25 protein-coding genes and 1 riboswitch are annotated in these 26,760 nt (G+C 40.5%); of the genes, 22 read left to right on the plus strand and 3 right to left on the minus strand.

Annotation, left to right across the window (positions count from 1 at the left end; genetic code table 11):
- Nucleotides 1–209: 209 nt before the first annotated feature.
- From pyrF to nt5e, 6 genes are all read left to right on the plus strand, one after another.
- Nucleotides 210–905: an orotidine-5'-phosphate decarboxylase gene (pyrF, locus tag HMPREF2637_RS03575; protein WP_070839112.1), complete on the plus strand. Its 696-nt coding sequence runs from the start codon at nucleotides 210–212 to the stop codon at nucleotides 903–905.
- An 87-nt stretch (nucleotides 906–992) separates the two neighbouring features.
- Entirely contained in the window at nucleotides 993–1,622 is a 630-nt protein-coding gene (gene pyrE, locus HMPREF2637_RS03580; RefSeq protein WP_004182503.1) for an orotate phosphoribosyltransferase, read from the plus strand.
- Nucleotides 1,623–1,705: 83 nt separating this feature from the next.
- Nucleotides 1,706–3,157, plus strand: a complete 1,452-nt coding sequence (locus HMPREF2637_RS03585) for an amidase (protein ID WP_070839115.1) — start codon at nucleotides 1,706–1,708, stop codon at nucleotides 3,155–3,157.
- Between the two features lie 104 nt (nucleotides 3,158–3,261).
- Nucleotides 3,262–4,110: a transporter substrate-binding domain-containing protein gene (locus tag HMPREF2637_RS03590; protein ID WP_002884961.1), complete on the plus strand. Its 849-nt coding sequence runs from the start codon at nucleotides 3,262–3,264 to the stop codon at nucleotides 4,108–4,110.
- 58 nt (nucleotides 4,111–4,168) lie between these two features.
- Complete coding sequence (locus tag HMPREF2637_RS03595) at nucleotides 4,169–4,822, plus strand: amino acid ABC transporter permease (protein ID WP_021144153.1); 654 nt, start codon at nucleotides 4,169–4,171, stop codon at nucleotides 4,820–4,822.
- 109 nt (nucleotides 4,823–4,931) lie between these two features.
- The gene (gene nt5e, locus HMPREF2637_RS03600; protein ID WP_059749166.1) at nucleotides 4,932–7,178 is read left to right on the plus strand and encodes a cell surface ecto-5'-nucleotidase Nt5e; all 2,247 of its coding nucleotides are present in this window, start codon (nucleotides 4,932–4,934) and stop codon (nucleotides 7,176–7,178) included.
- Nucleotides 7,179–7,213: 35 nt separating this feature from the next.
- Here the strand turns inward: nt5e and HMPREF2637_RS03605 are convergent, their stop codons facing one another.
- The 3 genes from HMPREF2637_RS03605 to HMPREF2637_RS03615 form a co-directional block, all read right to left on the minus strand.
- Nucleotides 7,214–8,155 (minus strand): AraC family transcriptional regulator, encoded by a 942-nt coding sequence (locus tag HMPREF2637_RS03605; protein ID WP_080610524.1) that lies wholly within the window; start codon nucleotides 8,153–8,155, stop codon nucleotides 7,214–7,216.
- A gap of 139 nt (nucleotides 8,156–8,294) precedes the next feature.
- On the minus strand, nucleotides 8,295–9,665 hold the full coding sequence (gene mnmE / locus HMPREF2637_RS03610) for a tRNA uridine-5-carboxymethylaminomethyl(34) synthesis GTPase MnmE (protein WP_064524418.1): 1,371 nt from the start codon (nucleotides 9,663–9,665) through the stop codon (nucleotides 8,295–8,297).
- A 126-nt stretch (nucleotides 9,666–9,791) separates the two neighbouring features.
- Complete coding sequence (locus HMPREF2637_RS03615; protein ID WP_064524419.1) at nucleotides 9,792–11,135, minus strand: alanine/glycine:cation symporter family protein; 1,344 nt, start codon at nucleotides 11,133–11,135, stop codon at nucleotides 9,792–9,794.
- Nucleotides 11,136–11,231: 96 nt separating this feature from the next.
- A riboswitch (glycine riboswitch) is annotated at nucleotides 11,232–11,338 on the minus strand.
- Between the two features lie 305 nt (nucleotides 11,339–11,643).
- Between HMPREF2637_RS03615 and pcrA the strand changes: the two genes are divergently transcribed.
- The 16 genes from pcrA to pstA all read left to right on the plus strand — a co-directional run bounded on the left by pcrA (nucleotide 11,644) and on the right by pstA (nucleotide 26,753).
- Nucleotides 11,644–13,953, plus strand: a complete 2,310-nt coding sequence (gene pcrA / locus HMPREF2637_RS03620) for a DNA helicase PcrA (RefSeq protein ID WP_064524421.1) — start codon at nucleotides 11,644–11,646, stop codon at nucleotides 13,951–13,953.
- 120 nt (nucleotides 13,954–14,073) lie between these two features.
- Nucleotides 14,074–15,354, plus strand: coding sequence for an O-acetylhomoserine aminocarboxypropyltransferase/cysteine synthase family protein (locus HMPREF2637_RS03625; protein ID WP_203171159.1), 1,281 nt, complete (start codon nucleotides 14,074–14,076; stop codon nucleotides 15,352–15,354).
- A gap of 60 nt (nucleotides 15,355–15,414) precedes the next feature.
- Nucleotides 15,415–16,170 (plus strand): HAD hydrolase family protein, encoded by a 756-nt coding sequence (locus HMPREF2637_RS03630; protein WP_064524424.1) that lies wholly within the window; start codon nucleotides 15,415–15,417, stop codon nucleotides 16,168–16,170.
- Nucleotides 16,171–16,234: 64 nt separating this feature from the next.
- The gene (tpx, locus tag HMPREF2637_RS03635) at nucleotides 16,235–16,729 is read left to right on the plus strand and encodes a thiol peroxidase (protein ID WP_064524427.1); all 495 of its coding nucleotides are present in this window, start codon (nucleotides 16,235–16,237) and stop codon (nucleotides 16,727–16,729) included.
- Between the two features lie 126 nt (nucleotides 16,730–16,855).
- Nucleotides 16,856–17,476: a restriction endonuclease subunit S gene (locus tag HMPREF2637_RS03640; protein ID WP_064524430.1), complete on the plus strand. Its 621-nt coding sequence runs from the start codon at nucleotides 16,856–16,858 to the stop codon at nucleotides 17,474–17,476.
- Between the two features lie 89 nt (nucleotides 17,477–17,565).
- Entirely contained in the window at nucleotides 17,566–17,799 is a 234-nt protein-coding gene (locus HMPREF2637_RS03645; protein WP_064524432.1) for a DUF1858 domain-containing protein, read from the plus strand.
- Nucleotide 17,800: 1 nt separating this feature from the next.
- On the plus strand, nucleotides 17,801–19,147 hold the full coding sequence (locus tag HMPREF2637_RS03650) for a DUF438 domain-containing protein (RefSeq protein WP_064524434.1): 1,347 nt from the start codon (nucleotides 17,801–17,803) through the stop codon (nucleotides 19,145–19,147).
- A 119-nt stretch (nucleotides 19,148–19,266) separates the two neighbouring features.
- The gene (gene truB / locus HMPREF2637_RS03655; protein ID WP_064524436.1) at nucleotides 19,267–20,148 is read left to right on the plus strand and encodes a tRNA pseudouridine(55) synthase TruB; all 882 of its coding nucleotides are present in this window, start codon (nucleotides 19,267–19,269) and stop codon (nucleotides 20,146–20,148) included.
- Nucleotides 20,145–21,056 (plus strand): bifunctional riboflavin kinase/FAD synthetase, encoded by a 912-nt coding sequence (locus tag HMPREF2637_RS03660; protein ID WP_014634494.1) that lies wholly within the window; start codon nucleotides 20,145–20,147, stop codon nucleotides 21,054–21,056. The genes truB and HMPREF2637_RS03660 overlap by 4 nt, the downstream gene beginning before the upstream one ends.
- A 69-nt stretch (nucleotides 21,057–21,125) precedes the next feature.
- On the plus strand, nucleotides 21,126–21,539 hold the full coding sequence (locus HMPREF2637_RS03665; RefSeq protein ID WP_064520840.1) for a Spx/MgsR family RNA polymerase-binding regulatory protein: 414 nt from the start codon (nucleotides 21,126–21,128) through the stop codon (nucleotides 21,537–21,539).
- Nucleotides 21,532–21,813 (plus strand): UPF0223 family protein, encoded by a 282-nt coding sequence (locus tag HMPREF2637_RS03670; protein WP_004182521.1) that lies wholly within the window; start codon nucleotides 21,532–21,534, stop codon nucleotides 21,811–21,813. Before HMPREF2637_RS03665 ends, HMPREF2637_RS03670 begins: the two co-directional genes overlap by 8 nt.
- The gene (locus HMPREF2637_RS03675; protein WP_064524438.1) at nucleotides 21,803–22,570 is read left to right on the plus strand and encodes an inositol monophosphatase family protein; all 768 of its coding nucleotides are present in this window, start codon (nucleotides 21,803–21,805) and stop codon (nucleotides 22,568–22,570) included. The genes HMPREF2637_RS03670 and HMPREF2637_RS03675 overlap by 11 nt, the downstream gene beginning before the upstream one ends.
- Before the next feature lie 80 nt (nucleotides 22,571–22,650).
- Nucleotides 22,651–23,961 carry an RsmF rRNA methyltransferase first C-terminal domain-containing protein gene (locus HMPREF2637_RS03680; RefSeq protein ID WP_064524440.1) on the plus strand — a complete coding sequence of 437 codons (1,311 nt, stop codon included), beginning with the start codon at nucleotides 22,651–22,653 and terminating at the stop codon, nucleotides 23,959–23,961.
- Between the two features lie 125 nt (nucleotides 23,962–24,086).
- Entirely contained in the window at nucleotides 24,087–24,962 is an 876-nt protein-coding gene (locus HMPREF2637_RS03685; protein WP_064524442.1) for a phosphate ABC transporter substrate-binding protein PstS family protein, read from the plus strand.
- Nucleotides 24,963–24,964: 2 nt separating this feature from the next.
- On the plus strand, nucleotides 24,965–25,879 hold the full coding sequence (pstC, locus tag HMPREF2637_RS03690) for a phosphate ABC transporter permease subunit PstC (RefSeq protein WP_002890959.1): 915 nt from the start codon (nucleotides 24,965–24,967) through the stop codon (nucleotides 25,877–25,879).
- Entirely contained in the window at nucleotides 25,869–26,753 is an 885-nt protein-coding gene (gene pstA / locus HMPREF2637_RS03695) for a phosphate ABC transporter permease PstA (RefSeq protein ID WP_013990602.1), read from the plus strand. The genes pstC and pstA overlap by 11 nt, the downstream gene beginning before the upstream one ends.
- The last annotated feature ends 7 nt before the right edge of the window (nucleotides 26,754–26,760 follow it).

Below are 26,760 nucleotides of genomic sequence, written 5' to 3' on the forward strand. Positions count from 1 at the left end.
TAACAAAGGTATAATTACTTTCATCCCCCTTTGACATTCCCTTATAAAAGCGCTATAATAAAACAAATTGAACTGAACCTTTAATCGAGTCCAGAGAGGCGAGAAAGGTGTACTGAGATGCTACGGCATCACTAAAGGGTAGTGACTGCCCTGTTTTCGTGCAACCTTCGCTGACTGGCGGAGGTTTTTTGTGTGAAAGGATATAAGAAATGAGAGAAAATCGTCCTGTTATTGCCCTTGATTTCCCGACCTTTGAGGATGTGAAGGCTTTCCTTACTAAGTTTCCTGCTGATGAAAAGCTCTATGTGAAGATTGGTATGGAACTCTACTATGCTGCTGGGCCTGAGATTGTACGCTACGTTAAAGAGCTTGGCCATAGTGTTTTCCTTGACCTTAAGCTTCACGATATTCCAAATACTGTGAAATCAGCCATGCGTGTCTTGTCTAACCTTGGCGTTGATATGACTAATGTGCATGCGGCTGGTGGTGTGGAAATGATGAAGGCTGCGCGTGAAGGCTTGGGAGATGGTCCAATCTTGATTGCTGTAACACAGTTGACCTCTACCTCTGAAGAGCAGATGCGTGATTTCCAAAATATCCAAACCACACTTCAAGAATCTGTGGTTCATTATGCTAAAAAGACTGCTGAAGCAGGTCTTGATGGTGTTGTCTGCTCAGCACATGAAGTAGCAAAAATCAAAGAAGCAACAAATGAAGATTTCGTTTGTTTGACACCTGGTATTCGTCCAGCAGGAGCAGCAGTTGGTGACCAAAAACGTGTTATGACACCTGCCGATGCCCGTCAAATTGGTTCAGATTACATTGTTGTTGGTCGTCCAATTACACAAGCTGACGATCCAGTAGCAGCTTATCACGACATCAAGGCCCAATGGAACGGTCAATAAATTTTCAAAAAGACCTTATTTCATAGGAAAATAGATGGAATTAGGTTATAATAAAGAATAGAAAACGCTTTACGGAGGATAATAATTATGACATTAGCATCACAAATCGCATCTGACTTGCTCGATATCAAGGCTGTTTACCTTAAACCCGAAGAACCATTTACATGGGCATCAGGAATCAAATCACCAATCTACACAGACAACCGTATTACATTGTCTTATCCAGAAACTCGTACACTTATTGAAAATGGTTTTGTGGAAAAGATTAAGGAAGAATTCCCTGAAGTAGAAGTGATTGCAGGTACTGCAACTGCTGGTATTCCTCATGGTGCGATTATCGCTGACAAGATGAACCTTCCATTTGCCTACATCCGTAGCAAACCAAAAGATCACGGTGCTGGTAACCAAATCGAAGGTCGTGTGGTTAAAGGCGAAAAAATGGTTGTTGTTGAAGACTTGATTTCAACTGGTGGTTCAGTACTTGATGCTGTAGCAGCTGCAGAGCGTGAAGGGGCTGATGTTATCGGTGTTGTGGCTATCTTTACTTATGAATTGCCAAAAGCTGAGAAAAACTTTGCGGATGCTGGTGTGAAATTGGTTACTCTTTCAAACTACACTGAGTTGATCAAAGTCGCTAAAGTTCAAGGCTACATCACAGCAGATGGACTTCAACTTTTGAAGAAATTCAAAGAAAATCAAGAGACTTGGCAAGACTAATTATCAAGATTTAAGGCGGAACGTTTTAGGCGTTTCGCTTTTTTTAGTATAATTTAGGAAAAGATAAGCAGGGAGAGTATAAGATGACAATTAATGAGTGGTCAGATGCAACGGCAATGGCTGAAGCCGTGCAAAATAAGACGGTCAGTCCCCGAGAACTAGTGGAGGCTACCATTCGTGAAGCCGAGAGGACGAATCCTAAAATCAATGCTATCGTCAGTCAACGCTACGAAAAAGCATTGAAAGAAGCAGAAACTAGAGACTTTTCAGAAAGGCCTTTTGCTGGAGTTCCAATTTTCCTAAAGGATTTGGGGCAGGAGCAAGCTGGTGAGCCGTCAACTGCAGGTTCTCGACTATTTACAAGTTATCGTGCAACGGAGACGGATAATTATGTTAAGAAACTTGAGAAACTGGGATTTATTATTTTAGGGCGTTCTAGCACTCCTGAGTTTGGCTTCAAAAATATCAGTGATGCTCAGATTCATGGTCCTGTTAACCTGCCCGACGATGTGACACGTAATGCTGGCGGGTCAAGTGGTGGTGCGGCAGCTCTTATAAGTTCTGGCATTTCTCCCTTGGCACCAGCTAGTGACGGTGGAGGTTCTATCCGTATTCCAGCCTCCTTTAACGGACTTATTGGTCTTAAGCCTAGCAGAGGACGGATTCCTGTCGGTCCTAGTTCTTTCCGTGGCTGGCAGGGTGCATCTGTCCAGTTTGCCTTGACTAAGACTGTACGAGATACAAAACGCTTGCTCTATCACATGCAGACGTGTCAGATGGAAAGTCCCTTTATTATACCGAAGCTTAGCAAAGTGTCTTTAGAAGAACCAGTTAAACCTTTGAAGATTGCTTTTTCGACTCTCTCTCCTATTGGTGGTAAGGTGTCTGAATCTGCTATTGCAGCGACAAAAAAAGCTGCTAGAAAATTGGAAAGTCTAGGACATTATGTGCATGAAATCAGCGACCAGCCCTTGAATGGGGTTGAAGCCATGCAGTCTTACTACATCATGAATAGTGTCGAGACGGCTGCCATGTTTGATTCCATAGAGGCTGGTTTAGGACGGAAGATGACCCTTGAAGATATGGAGTTGATGACTTGGGCTATTTTCCAATCTGGGCAAAAGATTCCTGCTAAAATTTACTCTAAAATTCTAGCCCAGTGGGATCAGTATAGCCATCAGATGGCGAATTTTCATGAGACTTACGATATTCTTCTAACACCAACAGTTGCGGATGTGGCACCTAAGCATGGACAGTTTGCCCTTTCTGAAAACTTACAAAATCAACTCAAACATATGGCTGATTTTGACTGGCCAAAGCAGCAGGAACTTATTTGGGAAATGTTTGCGGACAGCTTAGACTGGACACCTTTCACGCAACAAGCTAACCTGACGGGACAACCATCGATTTCTTTACCTGTCTATCGGGACGAGCAGGGTCTCTCACTCGGTGTTCAACTGACAGCTGCCAAGGGAAGAGAGGACCTCCTCTTACACTTGACCCAACAGATGGAAGAATGTTCGGTTTTTAGCTAGACATTCTCATTTGCAGTTCAATATTTTGTGAAACCCTTTCAAATAGTGTAGGCTAAGATTATAAGTTTTTAACTTAACTTCATTTTTTAAGGAGACACACATAGATGAAAAAGAGATTTTTCGCCGTATTTAGCCTAATTTTGGCTGCGGTCTTTTTGGTTGCCTGCTCGTCACAGAGTACAGGTGAGAAGAACTGGGAAAAGATTGAGAAACGTGGGAGCATCAAGGTTGCGACTGCTGGAACTCTTTACCCACAAAGCTACCACGATGATAAGAACAATTTGACTGGTTATGACGTTGAGATTCTCAAAGAAGTTGGAAAACGTCTTAAGTTGAAAATTGACTTCACGGAGATGGGCGTGGATGGCATGCTTACCGCTGTAAATAGTGGTCAAGTAGATATCGCTAACTACTCACTCGAAGATGACAACAAGAACGTTAAAAAATTCTTGCGTTCTGAACCATACAAGTATTCATTTACATCCATGGTAGTCCGTGAATCAGATAATTCAGGAATTTCTTCATGGAAGGACCTCAAAGGCAAGAAAGCAGCCGGTGCTGCAAGTACCAAGTACATGAAGATTGCCAAAAAAATGGGTGCTGAACTTGTCGTATATGACAATGTTACCAATGACGTTTATATGCAAGACTTGGTAAATGGTCGTACAGACGTTATCGTCAATGATTACTATTTGCAAAAGATGGCAGTAGCCGCTATCAAAGACAAGTACCCTGTTAAGATCAACGATGGTATCTACAGTAACCCTTACTCAACAAGCTTTACTTTCTCATTGAAGAATAAAACTCTTCAAGAAAAAGTTAATAAAGCTATCAAAGACATGAAGAAAGATGGTACCCTTACCAAGATTTCAGAGAAGTTCTTTGCTGGTCAAGACGTTACAAAGAAAACGAAAGTTGACTACACTGAGATTGACATCTCTGATGTTGAATAATATGAGCGATCCAATTGGATCGCTTATTTGCTAAAGAATTGTTTAGAAAGATAGACTTATGATTATTGATTTTTCACTGATTCTAAAGAGCATTCCCTATGTTCTATCAGGTTTGCCCTATACTTTGGGGATTTCCCTTTTAAGCTTTATGGTGGGGAATGTATTTGCCATCATCCTTGCCTTTATGCGGATGTCGCAAAAACCTTGGTTGAAGTATCCTGCCCGTGTTTATATTTCCATCATGCGTGGGGTCCCTATGTTGGTCGTGCTCTTCATTCTTTATTTTGGTTTGCCTTACGTTGGTGTTCAGCTGCCCGCCCTTCTTTGTGCCTTTATTGGTTTCTCCTGTGTTAGTGCCGCTTATATGGCAGAGATTTTTCGTTCATCCATAGCTGCCGTAGATAAGGGGCAGTGGGAAGCCGCTCGCTCTCTTGGTCTTCCTAAGAAGTCTATTATCCGTCGAATTATCTTACCTCAGGCCATGCGTATAGCAGTAGCACCTCTTGGTAATGTCATCATTGACATGGTAAAGAGTTCCTCGTTGGCGGCTATGATTACAGTGCCTGACATTTTCCAAAATGCTAAGATTATCGGTGGGCGTGAGTATGACTACATGTCTATGTATATCCTAATCGCCCTTATTTACTGGACTTTGAGCTTTACTTTTGAACTGCTTCAAGGCTATCTTGAAAAACGTTTAGCTACCTATTGATTATTAAAAAATTGTTTTATTATCTAATAAAACATTGAAATTTATTTAATTCTAATCTTATAAATGTGGTATAATAAAAACGATTTAACAATCAGAAAGGTATTTTGGAATGAAGAAGAAAACAGTCGTTGCAACGACCCTATCAACCCTACTTGTCTCAACTGCCATCTTGGCCAATGCTGTCCAAGCAGACGAGGTAGAAACTCATGCAGCTGTAACAGCACCAAGCACTGAAGTAGTAGCTACAGAGGCAACTACCAATGCGACATCTACTGTAGCAACAACTGCATCTAGCGAGTCTGCAGCACCAGTAGCTAGTTCAACATCAGTTGTTACTGCTTCAACAGCTGAAACAAGCGAAACACCTGCTGCTACAGCAAGTGAAACAGCAACTGCAGCCGCAACTCCTACAACAGAAGTCGTGACAAATGCTAGCACAAGTGCCAGCAACGACACTGTAACTGTCCTTCACACCAACGATGTTCACGGTCGTATGGTTGAAGATGATCGTAACGGAGTTATTGGTGATGCCCTTTTGTCTGGTATCGTAAATGATTCTCGTTCAAAAGGAACAACCCTTGTCTTTGACTCCGGGGACTCATTCCAAGGACTTCCAATCTCAAACAGTTCTAAAGGTGAAGACATGGCAAGCGTCATGAATGCTGTTGGTTTTGATGCCATGACAGTGGGTAACCATGAGTTTGACTTTGGTCTTGACCAATTGCGTCGTTTGAGCAAACAAATCAATTTCCCAATCATCACATCTAACGTATATGTAGATGGCGTCCGTCTTTTCCAACCATCTACAATCGTTGACAAAACACCTGGTGTTGATGGAGATGAAGTAGTTGTTATTGGTGTCACTACACCTGAGACAGCTACTAAGACACACCCTCGTAACATTCCTGGTGTCTCTTTCACCGATCCTATTACTGAGGTTAAGGCTGTTGTTGACCAAGTGGAATCAAATGCCCGTGCCGAAGGTAAGGAATACAAGACTTATGTTGTCCTTAGTCACTTGGGTATAGATACAACAACTCCAGTTGAATGGCGTGGATCAACATTGGCAGAAGCTCTTTCAAACTATGCACCTTTGAAAGGAAAACGTGTTCTTGTCCTTGATGGTCACTCACACACTCTTCACACAGCAACATACGGCGATAATGTCACTTACAACCAAACTGGTAGCTACCTTAACAATGTCGGCCGCGTCGTTTATAATTCTGACCGTATCTTGTCACATGGCGTAATCTCACACGACGAAGCTAAGAAGAATTATCAAGTTAACCCAACAGTTAAAGCTATGATTGATGATATCCAAGCTAAATACAAGGCAGATTCTTCGAAAGTCGTTATCGAAAATAGTCCAGTTAAACTTAGCGGTAACCGTATGGACGTTCGTGTTCGCGAAACTAACCTTGGTAATGTTGTCGCTGATTCTCTCTTAGATTATGGACAATCAGCCTTCACACACAAGTCTAACCTTGCCGTAACAAACGGTGGTGGTCTTCGTGAGACAATTGCCAAAGACAAACCAATCACTAAAGGTGATATCATTGCCGTTCTTCCATTTGGTAACTCAGTTGCTCAAATTCAAGTGACAGGTCAAAATATCCATGATATGTTTGTCAAATCTCTTGGTTCTATTCTCCAAGTTGACGAAAGTGGTAAAACTGTTCTAGATGAAAATGGTCAAGCTCTTCTTGAACCATCTGGCGGTTTCCTTCAAGTATCAGGAGCTCGTGTTTATTATGACACAACACTTCCAGCAGAAAAACGTATCTTGTCAATTGACATTTTTAATCCAGAAACTGGTACCTATAAACCACTCAACACTAATGAAACTTACTACCTTGTAACGAATGACTTCTTAGCTGCTGGTGGTGATGGCTACACAATGCTTGGTGGTCCTCGTGAAGAAGGTCCTTCAATGGATACCGTCTTTGCGGATTACTTGACACATGCAGACCTTTCTAAGTATGCCGTTATCAATCCAAATTCACGTACCATTTCAATTTCAAGTGCTGATTTTGCTGCCTTGAACAAAAAAGAAAATGCAGCAGACCCTACACTTAATCCTTTGGAACCTGTTACTCCATCAACTATTGCTAAAGATTTAGAAACTAGCAAACCAGTCGTATCTAAAGTAGTGACGACTCCTAATGGCAAAGTATTCTTCATTTCAACAAGAAGCGAAGCACTTAAAGAAACTGGAAAAGTGACAGAAGCTTCTGCTCAAACTGAAGTTCTTCCTACAACAGGTGACAAGGGCTCACACGCAGGTCTCCTCGGACTTGGCATGTTGCTAACTCTCTTTGGACTTAGTGGAAAACATAAAGGTAAAGAGAAAAACTAAGAAGCTTGCAGATAAGAAAAGAGTTAACCTTTTGATTAACTCTTTTTTGTTTTCTTCTTGTTACTATGTGTTTTTCGATACTGGCTTGGTGTTTGGTCGTAATAGTGTTTAAATTGGCGGTTGAAGTTGGATAGGTTGTTAAAACCAACATTAGTAGCAATTTCCAAAACTGGTTTAACGCTATTACGAAGCTCCTCGCAAGCAGCATTGAGTCTTGCTTGAATGATAAATTCTGTGCAAGAGGTACCTGTATGTTGCTTAAAAATCGTCATAAAGTGGGTCTTACTATATCCCATGAGCTCTGACAACTTTTCAATAGTGAGATTTTCGGCATAATGTTGGTTAATGTAATCAATGATTTCCCGAATCTTCTCATTCTTACGATAATGATCATCAGAAGTTTTTCGCTCTACCAAACGATAGAAGTAGAGGAGGTAGATTAATTCTTCTAGTTTTGACTTGAGAAGAAGTTCATAGTGACGATCCTTCTGACGAATCATCTTAAAAATCTCAAAGAGGAGAGCTCTAATTTCCCTATACCCCTCGTCTGATGGTCTCAGGCATTGTTTAAACTTGAAATTAGAATTCTGTAGGGGCTGTAGGTAACGTAGACTAAGCGGGTCCACCAGCGATTGTCCCAGCATATCCAAATGAAAATGTAGGGTGTCCGTATGATGAGACTGATTATTTACGGGGTGAATCGAATGAAGGCCATTCGGACGAATTAAAAAGATGTCTCCAGCTTGACTGTCAAAATAGTCATAATCAATGTGATAACGAGCTGTCCCCTCATAAACATACTGAATCTCAAGCTCTGGATGCCAATGAAAAAGGATATCAGGGCGTCCATTTTCAACCTTAGTTTCCGTCAATCGAAATGGAAGCAGATTATCGTCAAAATCTATCAAATGTTGAAAATCTGTATCAGTAGCTGCTTGTCTCATGGCAAACCTTTCAAAATCATAGGATAGTACCATGATAGCATTTTCTTTCTTAAAAAGCATGAGTAAATCGTCTGATGGTATTGATAAGTTGTTTACATAATTATATTTCTGTATTAACTACTGGCAAAACAAAAAGATGACAAAGCATCTTTTTACATAAATTTAGTTATGTTTATTTCCCTAGACAGAACTGGCTAAAGAGTTGCGTAATGAGTTCATCTGGGGCAGCATCACCAGTAATTTCTCCTAAAACTTCCCAGGTACGTGTCATATCAACCTGTAAGAGGTCAACTGGCATGCCTAATTCAAGACCTTGATTGACTGCTTCAAGACTTTCGAGGGCTTTTTCAATGAGTGAAATATGACGGGCATTTGAGAGATAAGTAGCATCTTTCTCCACTAGACCAGCATTATCAAAGAAGAGTTGATTGATGCGATCTTCAATTTTGTCGATGTTTTCATTCTTGAGGACTGAAATCGGAATGACATCTTCAGGAAGCTCTTCCATTTGGATTGCTTGTGGAAGGTCTGTCTTATTTAGGAGAATGATACGATTGCTATTTTGGCTGATTTCGAGTAATGTACGGTCTTGCTCAGTTAACGGTTCCGAGCTATTAAGGACAAGAAGAACCAGGTCAGCCTCATCGAGAGCTTTTTTAGAACGCTCTACACCAATTTTTTCAACAACATCATCTGTGTCACGGATACCAGCGGTATCGATTAACTTAAGGGGAACGCCTTTGATATTAACGTATTCTTCAATGACATCACGTGTTGTACCCTCAATGTCTGTAACGATAGCTTTCTCTTCACGTAGGAGATTGTTAAGAAGACTAGATTTTCCGACATTTGGACGACCAATGATTGCCGTTGAAAGACCTTCTCGTAGAATTTTTCCTCGTTTGGCAGTAGCCAAAAGATTTTCTAGAAGTGCTTGGAACTCTTGAGTCTTTTCACGGACAAGATTTGTAGTCACTTCTTCAACATCATCATACTCTGGGTAATCGATATTCACTTCGACTTGAGCCAAAGTGTTAAGGATTTCTTGGCGAGTGTTGTTAATGAGATCCTTAAGCGAACCATCAAGTTGAGAAACGGCAACGGCCATAGCCTTATCAGTTTTAGCACGAATCAAATCCATGACAGCTTCGGCCTGGGTCAAGTCCACACGACCATTCAAGAAGGCACGTTTGGTAAATTCTCCAGGTTCGGCCATACGAGCACCAGAACGGATAAGGAGTTGAAGAATTTCATTGGTTACAGCGACACCACCATGAGTGTTAATCTCCACCACATCCTCACGCGTAAAGGTCTTAGGTGCACGCATAACACTGACCATGACTTCATCAATGGTTTCATCATTTTCGACAATATGGCCGTAATTGATAGTATGTGAAGCGACCGTTTCTAGATTTTTTCCTTTAAAAACCTTATTAGCAATAGCAAGAGCATCGGTTCCAGATAAGCGAACAATACCGATAGCACCTTCACCTAAAGGCGTTGAAATTGCAGTAATCGTATCAAATTCTTTGGTAATTGACATAGTTATTCCTTTGGATTTTTTCTGTATAAGTTTTAAAATGATTTAATTTCATTGTAACGCAAAAGAGCAGTAGTCGCAAGGATTGGTGCTGATAAAGCCAAGAAAAAAGAGCCTGAGCTCTTTTCTTTATTTATGGCGTTCAAAGTATAATTTGGTTTCTTTAATGATGTTTGGTGAAAGGACTAGGAGGGCAATCAAGTTAGGCAATGCCATCAAGCCGTTTACGATATCCGCAATTTTCCAAACAACATCAAGTGTGAGGTAACCACCAAGAGCAACCATAACCACAAAAATGAGGCGGTAGAGTGGAAGGAATTTAGTTGATTTGAAAATGAATTCGAAACAACGTTCACCGTAGTAAGACCAACCCAAGATTGTTGTAAAGGCAAAGAGAACTAAAGAAAGTGTTAAAGCAATTTCACCAAATGTACCAAAAACAGATGAGAAGGCAGCTTGTGTCATTGGGGCACCTTCCAGGCTACCTGACCATTGACCCGTTACAAGGATAGCAAGACCAGTAAGTGTACAGATGATAATCGTATCAATGAAAGTACCTGTCATTGAAATCAAACCTTGTTCAACAGGTTCTTCGGTCTTAGCAGCAGCTGCAGCGATAGGAGCTGATCCAAGACCTGATTCATTTGAGAAGACACCACGCGCAATACCAAGACGCATTGCAACCATGACTGTTGCACCAGCAAAACCACCAACGGCTGCTTTACCAGTAAAGGCAGATTGGAAGACCATTTCAAGGACTGGAAGAAGTTGATTAAAGTTAGTAAAGATAACCACAAGAGCTGCTAGGATATAAAGTCCAGCCATAAATGGTACGACCTTTTCAGAAACTTTAGAGATAGATTGGATACCACCAAAAATGATGGCTGCAGTGATAAGTGCAAGTAAGATACTTACGATTTTTGGTGACCAGTCAAAGCTATTTTGAAGTGAAGCGGTGATTGAGTTAACTTGAGAAAAAGTACCAATCCCCAACCATGCAACAAGCACACCTGCAAAGGCAAAGAAGTAGGCTAAAGGTTTAGCAATTGTTTGCCATTTCCCAGAAAAACCGTGTGTGATGTAATACATTGGACCACCAGAAACATTACCTTGGTCGTCAAGTGTACGGAATTTAATAGCCAAAAGACCTTCGGAATATTTGGTTGCCATACCAAAGAAAGCGGCAATCCACATCCAGAAAAGGGCACCAGGTCCACCAGTCTTGATGGCAGTAGCTACACCGACAATGTTACCTGTACCAACAGTTGCAGCAAGAGCAGTTGCAAGGGCCGCAAAACTAGAAATATCACCTTCCCCTTTATCCTCAGCAAAGATAAGTTTAAAAGCTTTAGGAAGACGAAGAACTTGCAAAATTCCAAGACGAATTGTAAGGTAAACCCCAGTTCCTACAAGAAGGACTAGAAGGGGTGGACCCCAGACAAAATCATCAATGGTAGTAAAAAATTCTAACATAAATTTACAATCTCCTTTAACCGAGACGTCAAAAAAGAGGTTTGGCTTAACCAGACCTCTGAGAATACAAAGCTATTACTACAAGTTAAAAAACTTGCTATGCTTTCTGTCCTTTTACCTGAGAGTTTCGGTTGTTACCCCTTGCCCCTTCGGTGTCTTGTTTACAGCTAAGGCTGCTTCAAGATCTCTCCAGAAGTCCGTCAATCACCAGTCATCCTGATGACATCACTCGGTTCTTATTTTATTGTGATTCTATCTTATCGAAAAAACCGAACAGTGTCAACACTAATTTTCATCAAAACTATAAAAATCCGAATATTATTCTTTAGAATGTCTTCCTCCCAAGCTAGAAAAAGCTAGGAATATCAGTAATCTTAAGCAAAAAACTTTCCAATAGAAACAAACGATTATTTTCTAAAGTTATTTCATATGCATTATGAATAGAGTCTGCATTTTCATCTAAAAAATGATAAAATAGTAGAGCTTATTTTTGAGAATGGAGAATATGATGAACCCATTATTAACTGGTATGAATGACAAACAGGCCGAAGCCGTCCAAACGACTGAAGGGCCTTTATTGATTATGGCTGGTGCTGGATCTGGGAAGACACGTGTGCTTACCCACCGCATTGCCTACCTTATCGACGAAAAAATGATTAATCCTTGGAATATTTTGGCCATTACCTTTACCAATAAGGCAGCTCGTGAGATGCGTGAGCGTGCTATGGCTTTAAACCCAGCAACTTCAGAAACCTTGATTGCGACCTTCCATAGTATGTGCGTGCGAATCCTTCGTCGTGAAGCGGACCATATTGGCTACAATCGAAACTTTACTATCGTGGATCCTGGTGAACAACGTACTTTGATGAAACGAATTCTCAAGAATCTTAATCTTGATCCTAAGAAGTGGAATGAACGTGCTATTTTAGGAACCATTTCCAACGCAAAAAATGACCTCTTGGATGAAGTGGCTTATGAGCACCAAGCTGGTGACATGTATACTCAAATCGTTGCTAAATGTTACAAAGCCTATCAGGAAGAGCTCCGTCGTAGTGAAGCCATGGATTTCGACGATTTGATTATGATGACTCTGCGTCTCTTTGATAAAAATCCCGATGTGCTCGCTTATTATCAGCAGCGTTATCAGTATATTCACGTGGATGAATATCAAGATACCAACCATGCTCAGTATCAGTTGGTAAAACTCTTAGCATCTCGCTTCAAGAATATCTGTGTCGTGGGTGATGCTGACCAATCAATCTACGGTTGGCGTGGGGCTGACATGCAGAACATCCTTGATTTTGAGAAGGACTATCCTGAAGCTAAGGTTGTCCTCTTGGAGGAAAACTACCGTTCAACCAAGAAAATTCTCCAAGCAGCCAACGAAGTTATCAAGAACAACCGTAACCGCCGTCCTAAGAAACTTTGGACTCAAAATGATGACGGTGAACAAATTGTTTATTACCGTGCTAATGACGAGCGTGATGAAGCTGTTTTTGTTGCTTCAACTATTGATAACATTATTCGTGAAGAAGGTAAGAACTTCAAGGATTTCGCTGTACTTTACCGTACTAATGCTCAGTCTCGTACCATTGAAGAAGCTTTACTCAAGTCTAATATTCCTTATACCATGGTTGGAGGAACCAAGTTCTATAGCCGTAAAGAAATTCGTGATGTCATTTCTTACTTGAACTTGATTGCCAACCCTGCGGATAATATTAGCTTTGAACGTGTCGTTAATGAACCTAAACGTGGAGTTGGGCCTGGGACACTAGAAAAGATTCGTACCTTTGCCTATGAGCAAAACATGAGTCTCCTAGATGCTTCAGCTAATATTATGTTATCACCGATTAAGGGGAAAGCAGCTCAGGGCGTTTACGATTTTGCTAACATGATTCTGAACCTACGCGACCAGCTAGATGGACTAAGCATCACTGAAGCTGTAGAGGCTGTTTTGGATAAGTCTGGTTATCTGGATGCTCTTTCGATGCAACAAACACTTGAAAGTCAAGCGCGCATTGAAAATATCGAAGAATTCATGTCTGTTACTAAGAATTTTGACGAAACCAACACCGATGGTACGGAAGACGAGACAGGTATTGACCGTTTAGGCCGTTTCTTAAACGATTTAGCTTTAATTGCTGATACGGACGATGGTGATATGGAAGCAGCAGAGGTAACTTTGATGACTCTCCATGCTGCCAAAGGGCTTGAATTCCCAGTTATCTTCCTAATTGGTATGGAAGAGGGAGTTTTCCCTTTGTCACGTGCCTCAGAAGAGCCAGATGAACTCGAAGAAGAGCGTCGTTTGGCTTACGTAGGTATCACTCGGGCAGAAGAGATTCTTTTCCTTACCAACGCTAATACACGTACGCTTTTTGGTAAGACTAGCTATAATCGTCCTAGCCGTTTCTTACGTGAAATTTCAGATGATTTATTACAATATCAAGGTCTAGCACGTCCAGCCAATTCATCATTTGGTGTTCGTTTTACAAAGGAAGAGCCGATACAATTTGGTCAGGGCATGAGTTTACAACAAGCGCTTCAGACCAGAAAAGCAAATGCACAACCGCAAAGACATACTGGCGCTCAGCCATTTTCAAAAGCTACTGGGGGACTACCTTTTGGCAAGACTTCAGACTCTGGTAACTCAGTTACTGACTGGGAAATTGGAGATATCGCCCACCACAAGAAATGGGGAGATGGTACCGTCCTAGAAGTAACTGGAAGTGGCAAGACACAAGAACTTAAGATAAAATTCCCAGAAGTTGGACTAAAAAAAGTTTTGGCAAGCGTAGCACCTATTGAGAAGAAATAGAAAGGGACCGAAAGGTCCTTTTTATAAGCCCTCCCTATCACATTGATAAAAAATTTCTATTAGACAGCTAGCTTTTCTGGGTGTAGAATGAAGTCAACTTTTGTTTTGGAGGACACCCATATGTCACGAGAATTTTCATTTGAAACCTTACAATTACACGCTGGACAAACACCTGACAAGGAAACAAAATCACGTGCTGTTCCAATTTACCAAACCACTTCATATGTTTTTGACGACGCTCAAGAAGGTGAAGATCTCTTTGCCCTTAGAAAGCCTGGTAATATTTACACACGTATTACCAATCCAACAGTAGCAGTACTTGAAGAACGTATTGCAGCCCTCGAAAGTGGTGTTGGTGCCTTGGCTACAGCATCAGGTATGGCTGCAATCACCTATGCTATCCTTGGTTTGGCACATGCTGGCGATCATGTTGTTGCCGCAACAACCCTTTATGGTGGGACATTCAATCTCTTAAAAGAAACTCTTCCACGCTATGGTATCACAACAACTTTTGTAGATGTTGACAATCCTGAAGAAATTGAAGCTGCTATCAAAAATAATACCAAGCTTGTCTTGATTGAGTCTTTGGGAAATCCGCTTATCAATATTCCTGATTTTGAAAAAATTGCTGAGATTGCTCACAGTCATAAGATTCCATTGGTTGCTGACAATACTTTTGGAACTCCATATCTCATCAATGTTATCTCCCATGGAGTAGATATCGTGGTTCATTCTGCAACTAAATTTATCGGTGGACATGGAACAACTATTGGAGGTCTTATCGTCGATTCTGGTAAATTTGACTGGGAAGCTTCAGGCAAATTCCCACAGTTGGTTGACGAGGATCCATCTTACCACAATATCAGCTATACGCGTGATGTTGGTCCAGCAGCATTTGTAACTGCCCTTCGTACACAACTTTTGCGTGACACAGGGGCTGCCTTGGCACCTTTCAATGCTTTCTTGCTCTTGCAAGGACTTGAAACACTTTCACTTCGTGTCGAACGCCACGTCGAAAATACTAAAAAAATCGTAGACTTTTTAGAAAATCATCCAAAAGTTGAAAAAGTTAACTATCCTGGATTACCATCAAGTCCTTACTATGATTTGGCACAAAAATACTTCCCTAAAGGACCAGGCTCTATTTTCACTTTCCATGTTAAAGGTGGACAAGACGAAGCACGTACCGTAATTGATAATCTTGAAATCTTCTCAGATTTAGCTAACGTTGCTGATGCAAAATCTTTGGTGGTGCACCCTGCAACAACAACTCACCAACAATTGGCAGAAGCTGATTTACTAGCTTGTGGCGTCACTCCAAATCAAATTCGTCTCTCAGTTGGTTTGGAAAACGCAGATGATTTGATTGAAGATTTAAAACTAGCTCTTGATAAAATTTAAGTATTTCGATACTAAATAATTTAACCAGCTCTTTAGCTGGTTTTTTGTTATACTATCCCTATGAAATTTGTTTTTGATTTGGATGGAACCCTATGTTTTGATGGTATGACCATGTCAAAAGACTTACAAAAGGTTCTTTTAACTGCACCAAAATACGGTCATGAAATTATTTTTGCAACAGCACGCTCTTACAGAGACTGTCTTAGTATTTTAGAGGGAGAATTGAGAAAGCTGACAGTAGTTGGCTTAAACGGTGGTGAAGTCTTCCAAGATGAACACTTAGTATCACAATACACAATACCTTCTCCTGCTCTAAGAACGATTGTTAGCTACTGTGATACTTATAATCTCCCTTATTTTATTGATGATACCTTTAATTATGCTATTCAAAATCCTGAGCAAATCCCTTTTCTTTCAAATGTTGATCCATTAAACAAAGCAAGTATTTTGCCTGTTCATGAACTTAATGAGCCTATCAAAGTTGTTATGCCACTTGTAGAGCATGAGGATATACGTGAAGACCTTATCTTTAATCTAAACAAACTGGAAGGTTTAGACCTTAGTTATCATGATATCGAAAGGTGTCTTTACATTAATCCTAAAGGTGTGATCAAGGCTAGTACTGTTTTAAACCACTTTGGTAAAGACTTTGTAGCTTTTGGAAATGATCAAAATGATATTTCTCTTTTCAAAAATGCTATATATGGAGTGCAAATTGGTGATTATCCCTACCTAAAAAACTTTGCGGATGAGGTTATTCCTGCAATTAATGCAGTTATTGCTGAAAAAATTAGACTACTGTTTGAAAAATTCTAAACAAATGCTTAGGCTTATTGCTATATTTACAGTACAATAGTAAAAAAAGTATTGGAGGACTAACATGCCAACATTTATTGGAAAACCAGTTACAGTAGCAGAAGACAAACAACTTCAAGTTGGAGATACCTTGCGTGACTTTAACTTGACCACAACAGATTTGACGAAAAAATCACTTTCAGAATTCGATGGAAAGAAAAAAGTTATCTCTATCGTTCCATCAATCGATACTGGAATCTGTTCAACTCAAACACGTACCTTTAACAAGGAATTGTCAGAATTAGACGATACAGTAGTTATTACTATTTCAGTGGACCTACCATTTGCACAAGCTCGTTGGTGTGGTGCTGAAGGACTTGAAAATGCCATCATGCTTTCTGACTACTATGATAATAGTTTCGGTAAAGATTATGGTGTCCTCATTGAAGAGTGGCACTTGTTAGCGCGTGCAGTTTTAGTGGCAGATGCTGACAATAAGATTACTTATGTCGAATATTTGGACAATATCAATACTGATCCAAACTATGAAGCAGCAGTAGCAGCGGTTAAAAGCTTATAAAATAAGGCTCAGGTCTCTTTTTTATTTTTCCTTTCTTACAGTTTTTACTTGCAAAAGTATTAGCTTCTTGCTATTATTGTATAGCAATACTCAATATGGATAGTAAAATATAAAAAAGGAGATTCAATGTCTGAAAAAGAAAGACCTCAACTGATTATCGATTACGAAGCTAATACAGACAAACTTGTTCGTTTAGGCGATGTTGTCGATCAATTTAAAGGAAAAGCTGTCCCTGCTAAGGCAGAACCTGGCGAATTCGCTGTCATTAATCTATCGGATATGACACCCAACGGCATTGCCTACGATGACCTTAAAACGTTTTCTGAGGAACGCCGTAAACTTTTACGATTTCTCTTAGAAGATGGAGATGTTCTTATTGCTTCTAAGGGAACTGTACAAAAAGTTGCTGTTTTCGAAGATCAGGGCAAGCGAGAAGTTGTCGCCTCATCAAATATCACAGTATTACGACCTAAGGAAAAACTCCGTGGTTTCTACATCAAGTTTTTCCTTGAGACAGAGATTGGTCGTGCCTATTTAGACTATGCTGATAAGGGAAAGGCTGTCCTAAATTTATCGACGGCTGACCTCTTGGATATCAAAATTCCTGAGATACCAATTGTGAAGCAAGATTATCAAATTGCTGCCTACTTGCGTGGGCGTGCTGATTACCACCGTAAGATGGTGAGGGCAGAGCAGGAGTGGGAAAATATCCAGCATAATGTCACAGAAGCTTTATTTGGAAATTAATCAAAAGCCAGCAAACTAAGATTTGTTGGTTTTTTTTTCATTATTCTCGTGTATAATGGAAGTAGTAAATATGTTATTAGGAGGTCATTATGACTACCAACACTATAGATTTATCACAACCTGTTGCAACAATCATTAAAGAGCATCCAGAGGTTAAGGAATTACTGATTGATCTCGGTTTCAAGCCCTTGTCTAATCCAGCTATGCTAAATACTGTCGGTAAGGTGACTAGTCTAAAAGCTGGCTCTAAGTTAGCTAATATTCCCCTAGATAAAATTAAGCAAACCTTGATTTTCAACGGTTATGACGTAATTGGTGACTGATATGGAAGATAGTCGTATTCAAATACTCAAAGAAATTCTACTAGATTTACACCATGGAGCCAGTCCTGAGAGTGTTCAAGAGCGCTTCAATCAACACTTCAAGGGAGTATCTGCCCTCGAAATCTCTATGATGGAGCATGAATTGATGTCATCAGAAGATGGGGTTACCTTTGAAGACGTAATGAGCCTCTGTAATGTTCACGCAAACCTCTTTAAAGGTGCTATTGCAGATGTGGAAGTGGCAGACGCTGATCAAGAGGGCCACCCTGTTTATGTGTTTAAACAAGAGAATTTAGCCCTACGTTCAGCTATTCTCCGTATCCGACGTATCATAGAAAATATTAGTAAGCCTGAAAATGAAGATTTTAAATCTGACCTGTTCAATGGACTTAAGCATCAGATGACTCTACTTGGTCAATTCCATAATCATTATACGCGTAAAGAAAAGCTTTTCTTTCCAATAATGGAGCGTTACGGCCATGACTCCCCTCCAAAAGTGATGTGGGGAGTAGACGATGACATCCGAAAACTTTTTAGAACGGCAGAAGCTAAACTAAAAGAACTTCCAGATGCTAATTTAGAAGAATTTTCAAAGTCTTTCGAAGCATTCTCAGAAGAGTTTGAAGCCATGATTTTCAAAGAAGAGGCTATCTTACTTATGATTCTGCTTGAAACCTTCACGCAAGACGATTGGCTTTCGATTGCCGAAGAAAGCGATGCCTATGGCTATGCAATAATAAAACCTACAGCCGTTTGGAAACCTAAGCGTGAACGTTTTGAGGAGGTAAATGCTGATACATCGCAAGAACAATCTGAACTAAGTAGTGACGAACATCTGGACAATACCCGAATTATTGACACTCCCGAAGGGCAGTTCACCATCAGCTTCACTCCAAAACCAAAAACTGAAACTATCGTAGATAGAGAAACGACTCAGCCTTTTGGCAATGGTTATCTTTCTGTGGAGCAGGCCAATCTCATTCTCAACCATCTTTCTTTGGAAATCACTTTCGTCAATAAAGACGATATTTTCCAGTACTATAATGATAATGTTCCCGCCAATGAGATGGTTTTTAAACGAACACCTAGCCAAATTGGACGAAACGTTGAACTTTGTCATCCGCCAAAAGTACTTGATAAGGTCAAGAAAATCTTTGAATTACTGAAGAGTGGGGAGCGTGACCAAGTTCCAATGTGGTTCAAATCTGAACGTTTAGGGAAATTCGTTTATGTTACCTATGCAGCTGTTAGAGATGACAAGAGAGACTTTCAGGGTGTCCTAGAATATGTGCAGGATATTCAGCCTTTCTTTGAATTGGAAAGCGACCTTAATAGAGATATCGATTAAAAAGCTAGCAGGCCTGCGATTGCTTATGACTATAATACTTAAGGGGGTTGAGACTTTGCTCTCTGCCTCTTTATGTTTCTACCTAGCTCTTTAGGATTGCTTTTGATATAATTAAAAGTATGATTTCAGGAATTATTAATCTAAAAAAAGAGTCTGGGATGACCAGTCATGATGCTGTTTTTAAACTACGCAAAATATTACATGAGAAAAAAATTGGGCACGGCGGAACTCTTGATCCAGATGTTACTGGTGTTCTACCTATAGCGGTTGGAAAAGCTACTCGTGTTATTGAATACATGACAGAAGCAGGTAAGGTCTACGAGGGAGAAATTACCATTGGATTTTCTACAACTACCGAGGATGCTAGTGGAGATGTCGTTCAAACAACTCCTGTTACAGAGTTAGATGAAGAAACCGTCGATATGGCAATGGCTAGTTTTGAGGGAGAAATCACACAAATTCCTCCTATGTATTCAGCGGTTAAGGTCAACGGAAAGAAACTTTATGAGTACGCACGCGCTGGAGAAGAAGTAGAGCGTCCACAACGTCAAGTGACAATTACTGAATTTGTCCGTACCTCACCCATCGCGCTAGAAAACAACACCGCAAAATTCACCTTCCGTGTTGCTTGTAGCAAGGGGACTTATGTCCGTACTTTATCTGTCGATTTGGGTGCTAAACTCGGATACGCGAGTCATATGTCCGCTCTTCGTCGAACAGCCTCAGCTGGTCTAACCTTAGATGAGGCACTAACACTCTCACAAATTTCAGAAATGGTAGAAGCGGGGGATAGTTCCTTCCTCCTTCCCATCGAATTTGGTGTTCAGGACCTACCAGCTGTTCAAGTCACTGAGGATGATGCTAAAGAAATTTCATTTGGTCGCTTTATTACTATCGATAGCCAAGAACCCTTAGTTGCGGCCTTTTTAGGAGACAAGGTTCTAGCCATCATGGAAAAGCGAAATCAAGTTTATAAACCTAGAAAAGTATTAAGTCAATGAAAATAACTTCTATTAATGATTATAAAGATATCCATCAGGAAAAGGAAACGGTTCTTGTCTTAGGGTATTTCGATGCTCTTCACCGTGGTCATAAGGTCCTTTTTGATAAGGCGCGCCAGATTGCTGATGAAAAACAGCTTGAAGTAGCTGTCCTTACCTTTAATGAGAGTCCTCAATTGACTTTTCAAAGGTATACGGATGATCTCCTCCTTCATATCACAGCACCTCAGAGACGTTGTGATCTTTTTGAAGCCTATGGTACTGATCAGCTTTATTTAACAGATTTCAATAGTGATTTTGCTCGAACAAGTTCAGACGATTTCATTGCTCGTTATATTAAACGTCTAAAAGCCCAAGAGGTTGTTGTGGGCTTTGATTACAAATTTGGACATCATCGAACAGATGCGGACTATCTTGCCCGTAATTTTTCTGGTAATGTTCATGTCATTGAGGAGCAACAAAGCGATGGTGAAAAGATTTCGTCAACACGTGTGCGTCAATTAATACGAGAAGGCAAGGTTAAAGAAGCCAATAAACTCCTTGGCCATGAATTCTCTACACGTGGCATCGTGGTGCATGGTGATGCCCGTGGACGTACCATTGGTTTTCCAACAGCAAATTTAGCACCTATTGATAGGACTTTTCTACCAGCTGATGGTGTCTATGTCGCCGATGTTGTAATTGATGGCAAACGCTATCGTTCCATGACTAGCCTAGGAAAAAACGTTACCTTTGGGGGAACAGAACTCCGTCTTGAAGCCAATATCTTTGATTTTGAAGGCGATATTTATGGAAAGACAATTGAAGTTTTTTGGCTGGATTATATCCGTGATATGATTAAGTTCAATAATATCGATGAACTATGTGCTCAACTGGAGGCTGATAAAAAAATCGCGGAAAAATTTTAAGAAAGCGTAGCCAAAACTAATCAAATAATGTATAATGATTAGGAATGTTAAAGTGAAAGGGGTGTTTGCATGGTAACTTTATTTTTATCACCTAGCTGCACCAGCTGTAGGAAAGCACGAGCCTGGTTGACCAATCATGAAGTTGCTTTTGACGAACACAATATTATCACGAGCCCATTAACTCACGATGAGTTAATGAAGATTTTGTCTTACACGGAAAATGGTACTGAAGATATCATTTCAACCCGTTCAAAAGTCTTTCAGAAGCTGAATATCGATGTGGATGATTTGACCATCAAGGAACTCATTCATTTGATTTCTGAATACCCAAATCTTCTTCGTCGACCTATCATTATGGACAACAAACGCATGCAAATCGGTTTCAACGAAGATGAGATTCGTGCCTTTTTGCCTCGTGATTATAGAAAACAAGAATTGCGCCAAGCGACCATTCGAGCTGAAATTGAGGGTAACAATGACTAAAGGAAACTATTCCTACCCACTCGATCCATCATGGAGCACTGAGGAAATTACCACAGTGCTTCATTTTTTGAGTCAGGTAGAAAAAGCATACGAGAGCAAGGTTGACCGTGACCAACTCTTGCAAGCCTATAAGGCATTTAAAACCGTTGTTCCAGGCAAAGCGCCTGAAAAGCAACTAGACAAGGCCTTTGAAGAAGCTAGCGGTTTTTCAACCTATCAAGCTGTCAAAGCTGCTAAAGCAAAAGATAAAGGATTTGTATCACTTGGAAAATAAACTGATTTTCGCCAAAGAAATCATCAAAGAAGCCGGTGCTTTTATTAAAGAAAGTTTAAGTAAAACTATCACGGTCGAAGAGAAGACGGCTTTTGATGATTTAGTCACTAATATTGACAAACAAACACAAGATTTACTGGTAGCACGCATCAAATCAGCTTTCCCATCAGACAATATTTTCGCTGAAGAAAATGGCTTGGTTCATAATATCAAAGATGGAAATGTCTGGGTCTTGGATCCTATTGATGGAACGGTCAATTTTATTGTCCAACAAGATAATTTTTGTGTTATGATTGCCTACTATGAAGAGGGACAAGGAAAATTTGGCTTCATTTATAACGTCATGGCTGATCAACTTTTCTATGGTGGTGGCCAGTTTGATGTGTATTGTAATGACAAGTTGCTTCCAGCATATAAAAACCGACCTTTAGATCGTTGTCTAGTCGCTAGCAATGGAGCTATGTATGCTAAAAATTTTCACGGCTTAAAAGACCTTATTGATAAGACCTTGGGCGTTCGTGTCTACGGTGGTGCTGGTTTAAGCATGTCAAAAGTTCTATCTGGTCAAATTTTAGCTTACTTTTCAGTTATTTACCCATGGGACTATGCCGCAGCAAGTATTATGGGAGAAAAATTAGGTTATCACCTTGAGACCATTACTGGAGAACCACTGGATTATTCTAGTCGTCAAGCTGTGATGCTGGTCCCTAAAGACAGACTTGAAGAAATCAAGCATATTATGGGCTCAGAAAATTAATTTGAAACATAAAACCATACTGGACAAATCAGAACAGCGAGTTCTCTTGGTTAGTCCAGTTTTTTGATAGAAAGGAAACTATGCAATTTCCATCAGACTTTATAGAAAAATATAATAACCTCCTTAGAGATGAAGCTGAGGACTTCTTTGCATCTTTTGATCAAGAAGCCGTATCCGCCTACCGTACCAATCCTTTGAAAAAGCAACAGAAGGACTTTCCTGATGCTATCCCTGAAACACCTTGGGGCCATTACGGTAAAATTTCTGGAAAATCTGCCGATCATGCAACTGGTTTGGTTTATTCTCAGGAACCAGCTGCTCAAATGGTTGCTCAAGTGGCAGCCCCATCCAAGGGAAGTCGTGTCTTAGACTTGGCAGCTGCTCCAGGCGGAAAGTCTACTCATCTTCTTAGTTACTTAGATAATACAGGACTGCTGGTCAGCAATGAAATCAATCCAAAGCGTAGCAAAATTCTGGTTGAAAACATTGAGCGTTTTGGAGCGAGAAATGTTATTGTGACAAACACGTCAGCTGATAAACTAGCCAAAGTTTTCAAAAATTATTTTGATACGATTGTCTTTGATGGACCATGTTCTGGAGAAGGAATGTTTCGTAAAGATCCTGATGCAATCCAATATTGGCATAAGGAGTATCCTAGTGAACTGGCACAATTACAGAAGGACATCTTATCAGACGGTTTGAAAATGCTCGCTCCTGGTGGACAATTGATCTACTCAACCTGCACATGGTCTCCTGAGGAAAATGAAGGTGTTGTTGCTTGGATTTTAGAAAATAATCCTGATCTTGAATTGGTGGCAATCCCTAAATTGAATGGCATGAGTGATGGAATTGATTTTCCGGAAACAGCTCGAATGTATCCACACCATTTCAAGGGTGAAGGCCAGTTTGTGGCAAAATTCCAGGATAAGCGTGTGTCTGAGCAAACACGTATCAAAGAGGGAAAATCTAACCTAAACAAGGAGCAGAAGCAACTTTGGGAAGAGTTTGCAAAAAAACACCTTAAAACTAGACTGGATGGTTTACTGCAAGTTTTTGGGGACAATCTCTACCTGCTTCCAAAAGGGCTCCCAGACCTTTCTAAAGTTAAAATCGCTCGTAACGGTTTGCATCTTGGTGTCTTCAAGAAAAAACGTTTCGAACCAAGTTTTGCTCTTGGAATTGCTTTAACATCTGATGAAGTTGTTTCAAGTATAGAGCTAAGTCAAGACCAGTTTGCCCAATACGTTTCTGGTAATGTGGTTACTCTAGATCAAACACATCCTAACGGTTGGTATCAGCTTTTAGTGGACGGCAATGGTTTTGGGTTTGCTAAAGTTGTTGGAAATACGGTTAAAAACTTCTATCCTAAAGGATTAAGATTTCACATTTAAGAACCTGTAACCAAACTTTAATATGACTTAATTATCCTATACTTGTTATAATTAGATAGGTATCTTTTAACAGCATATCTATGAGACACATTCTTACTTATGTTACAAAATGTCGGAGGACAAAAATGAAAAAAACAAAAGTCCTTGCAGTGATTCTGTCACTGGCAATGGCCATGCTGGTTTTAACTGGCTGTGCCTCTTGGATTGACCGTGGCCAGTCCATTACAGCAGTTGGTTCTACGGCCCTTCAACCCTTAGTGGAGGCGGCAGCAGATGGGTTCGCTGAAAAGAACCCTGACAATATCGTTAACGTTCAGGGGGGCGGTTCTGGTACTGGACTTTCTCAAGTACAATCCGGTGCCGTTCAAATTGGTAACAGTGACCTTTTTGCCGAGGAAAAATCGGGAATTGATGCTAGTAAGCTTGTCGACTTTCAAGTTGCCGTTGCTGGGATTGCAGTTATTACAAATAAAGAAGTCTCTGTAGATAACTTGACAACAGAACAACTGCGTAAGATTTTCACTGGTGAAATCACAAACTGGAAACAGCTTGGTGGTAAAGACCTAGAGATTACTATTATTAACCGTGCAGCTAGCTCAGGATCACGCGCAACTTTCGATGCAGTGATTATGGATGGTAAATCACCAATCCGTACCCAAGAGCAAGATTCTAACGGTATGGTTAAGTCAATCGTTGCTCAGACACCAGGTGCTATTTCATACCTATCATTTGCTTACCTTGATGATTCTGTTAAAACATTGAAGTTAAATGGATTTGAACCCAAAGCTGAAAATGTTGCAACTAACGATTGGCCGATTTGGTCCTACGAACATATGTATACCAAGGGAAAACCGGATAGCTATACCAAACAATTCTTAGATTATATGATGAGTGACGAAGTCCAAGAAAACGTAGTCGCAAAAATGGGTTACATTTCCATCCATAGCATGAAAGTTACCAAGGATGCTGACGGCAAGGTTACAAAGAAGAGTGAGGAGTAAGCATGAAAAATGAAGAATTGGTGAAACAATTAACATCACCCTCTAAAAATTCACGCCTCGAAAAGTTTGGTAAAACAATCACTTTCCTTTGCCTGGCCTTGATTGTTTTCATCGTGGCGATGATTTTACTTTTCGTTGCTCAAAAAGGGCTGGCGACTTTCTTTGTCAATAAAGTTAGCTTGGTCGAGTTTCTCTTTAGTGGTGATTGGTCACCATCTGAAGGCAAATTCGGGGCACTACCAATGATTTTGGGATCATTCGTAGTGACTTTGCTTTCAGCCTTGGTTGCAACCCCATTTGCCATTGGAGCAGCCATCTTTATGACTGAGATTTCTCCTAAAGGGGCTAAATTCCTACAACCCGCTATTGAACTTTTGGTCGGGATTCCATCCGTTGTTTATGGATTTATTGGTCTCCAAGTCGTGGTTCCATTTGTTCGCTTAATTTTTGGTGGAACAGGTTTTGGTATTCTTTCAGGTACCTTTGTCTTGTTCGTCATGATTCTACCAACCGTAACCTTTATGACAACAGATACGCTTCGTGCAGTGCCTCGTCACTATCGTGAAGCTAGTCTAGCAATGGGGGCTACACGCTGGCAAACTATTTGGCGTGTGACACTTAATGCGGCTAAACCAGGTATTTTCACGGCCGTTATCTTTGGTATGGCCCGTGCCTTTGGTGAGGCTCTTGCCATCCAAATGGTTGTCGGAAATTCCGCAGTGATTCCAACTTCTTTAACAACACCAGCAGCAACATTGACATCTGTCTTGACTATGGGAATCGGGAATACAGTCATGGGTACTGTTTCAAACAATGTCCTTTGGTCTCTCGCCTTGGTGCTCTTATTGATGAGTCTTGGTTTCAATATGTTGGTGAAATTCATTACCCGTGAGAGAAAGAGAAATTATGAACGCTAAAAAAATTGATAAAATTGCCATCAGCACGCTTTATGTGATTGCTGGCATTATTGTAACAATCCTGGCAGCCTTGATTCTCTATATCTTGGTTCGCGGGATACCACACATCAGCTGGTCTTTCTTGACTAGTCGATCATCTTCCTACAAAGCTGGTGGAGGAATTGGGGTTCAACTCTACAACTCATTCTTCCTATTAGTTATTACTTTGATTATTTCTGTGCCTCTTTCAATGGGAGCTGGCATCTTCTTATCAGAATATGCTAAAAAAGGACGACTTACCAACTTTGTCCGTACCTGTATTGAAATCCTATCTTCACTACCTTCAGTGGTGGTCGGACTCTTTGGTTATTTGATTTTCGTTGTCCAATTTCAGTATGGATTTTCAATCCTATCAGGTGCCTTGGCCTTAACTGTCTTTAACTTGCCACAAATGACTCGTACGGTTGAAGATAGCTTAAGAACCGTTCACCATACCCAACGTGAAGCTGGCCTAGCTCTAGGTTTGTCTCGATGGGAAACTATCTGTCACGTTGTTGTTCCAGAAGCCTTACCTGGTATTGTTACTGGTATCGTTCTTGCTTCTGGTCGTATTTTCGGAGAAGCAGCAGCGCTTATCTATACAGCAGGTCAATCTGCACCAGCACTTAACTGGAGCGACTGGAATCCGCTTAGCATCTCTAGTCCAATTTCGATTTTCCGCCAAGCAGAGACACTTGCTGTTCACATCTGGAAGGTCAACTCAGAAGGTACGACACCTGACGCCACTGCAGTATCTGCTGGTTCAGCAGCAGTACTCTTGATTTTCATTCTGATTTTCAACTTTGGTGCACGTCGTTTGGGAGCTTACCTCCATAAGAAATTAACATCCGCTTAAAGGAGTT

Source organism: Streptococcus sp. HMSC065H07, assembly GCF_001837325.1.
GTDB lineage: Bacteria > Bacillota > Bacilli > Lactobacillales > Streptococcaceae > Streptococcus > Streptococcus salivarius_H.

Excerpts from the sequence above, each read along its gene's own strand:
- HMPREF2637_RS03670 (WP_004182521.1), top strand. The coding sequence starts at position 21,532 with ATGACTAAAGGAAACTATTCCTACCCACTCGATCCATCATGGAGCACT.
- tpx (WP_064524427.1), top strand. The coding sequence starts at position 16,235 with ATGCCAACATTTATTGGAAAACCAGTTACAGTAGCAGAAGACAAACAA.
- mnmE (WP_064524418.1), bottom strand. The coding sequence starts at position 9,665 with ATGTCAATTACCAAAGAATTTGATACGATTACTGCAATTTCAACGCCT.
- HMPREF2637_RS03685 (WP_064524442.1), top strand. The coding sequence starts at position 24,087 with ATGAAAAAAACAAAAGTCCTTGCAGTGATTCTGTCACTGGCAATGGCC.
- HMPREF2637_RS03650 (WP_064524434.1), top strand. The coding sequence starts at position 17,801 with ATGGAAGATAGTCGTATTCAAATACTCAAAGAAATTCTACTAGATTTA.
- truB (WP_064524436.1), top strand. The coding sequence starts at position 19,267 with ATGATTTCAGGAATTATTAATCTAAAAAAAGAGTCTGGGATGACCAGT.
- HMPREF2637_RS03625 (WP_203171159.1), top strand. The coding sequence starts at position 14,074 with ATGTCACGAGAATTTTCATTTGAAACCTTACAATTACACGCTGGACAA.
- HMPREF2637_RS03640 (WP_064524430.1), top strand. The coding sequence starts at position 16,856 with ATGTCTGAAAAAGAAAGACCTCAACTGATTATCGATTACGAAGCTAAT.
- pcrA (WP_064524421.1), top strand. The coding sequence starts at position 11,644 with ATGAACCCATTATTAACTGGTATGAATGACAAACAGGCCGAAGCCGTC.
- HMPREF2637_RS03665 (WP_064520840.1), top strand. The coding sequence starts at position 21,126 with ATGGTAACTTTATTTTTATCACCTAGCTGCACCAGCTGTAGGAAAGCA.
- pyrF (WP_070839112.1), top strand. The coding sequence starts at position 210 with ATGAGAGAAAATCGTCCTGTTATTGCCCTTGATTTCCCGACCTTTGAG.
- HMPREF2637_RS03590 (WP_002884961.1), top strand. The coding sequence starts at position 3,262 with ATGAAAAAGAGATTTTTCGCCGTATTTAGCCTAATTTTGGCTGCGGTC.
- HMPREF2637_RS03585 (WP_070839115.1), top strand. The coding sequence starts at position 1,706 with ATGACAATTAATGAGTGGTCAGATGCAACGGCAATGGCTGAAGCCGTG.
- HMPREF2637_RS03660 (WP_014634494.1), top strand. The coding sequence starts at position 20,145 with ATGAAAATAACTTCTATTAATGATTATAAAGATATCCATCAGGAAAAG.
- pstC (WP_002890959.1), top strand. The coding sequence starts at position 24,965 with ATGAAAAATGAAGAATTGGTGAAACAATTAACATCACCCTCTAAAAAT.
- HMPREF2637_RS03595 (WP_021144153.1), top strand. The coding sequence starts at position 4,169 with ATGATTATTGATTTTTCACTGATTCTAAAGAGCATTCCCTATGTTCTA.
- pstA (WP_013990602.1), top strand. The coding sequence starts at position 25,869 with ATGAACGCTAAAAAAATTGATAAAATTGCCATCAGCACGCTTTATGTG.
- HMPREF2637_RS03630 (WP_064524424.1), top strand. The coding sequence starts at position 15,415 with ATGAAATTTGTTTTTGATTTGGATGGAACCCTATGTTTTGATGGTATG.
- HMPREF2637_RS03680 (WP_064524440.1), top strand. The coding sequence starts at position 22,651 with ATGCAATTTCCATCAGACTTTATAGAAAAATATAATAACCTCCTTAGA.
- HMPREF2637_RS03615 (WP_064524419.1), bottom strand. The coding sequence starts at position 11,135 with ATGTTAGAATTTTTTACTACCATTGATGATTTTGTCTGGGGTCCACCC.
- HMPREF2637_RS03645 (WP_064524432.1), top strand. The coding sequence starts at position 17,566 with ATGACTACCAACACTATAGATTTATCACAACCTGTTGCAACAATCATT.
- HMPREF2637_RS03605 (WP_080610524.1), bottom strand. The coding sequence starts at position 8,155 with ATGGTACTATCCTATGATTTTGAAAGGTTTGCCATGAGACAAGCAGCT.
- pyrE (WP_004182503.1), top strand. The coding sequence starts at position 993 with ATGACATTAGCATCACAAATCGCATCTGACTTGCTCGATATCAAGGCT.
- nt5e (WP_059749166.1), top strand. The coding sequence starts at position 4,932 with ATGAAGAAGAAAACAGTCGTTGCAACGACCCTATCAACCCTACTTGTC.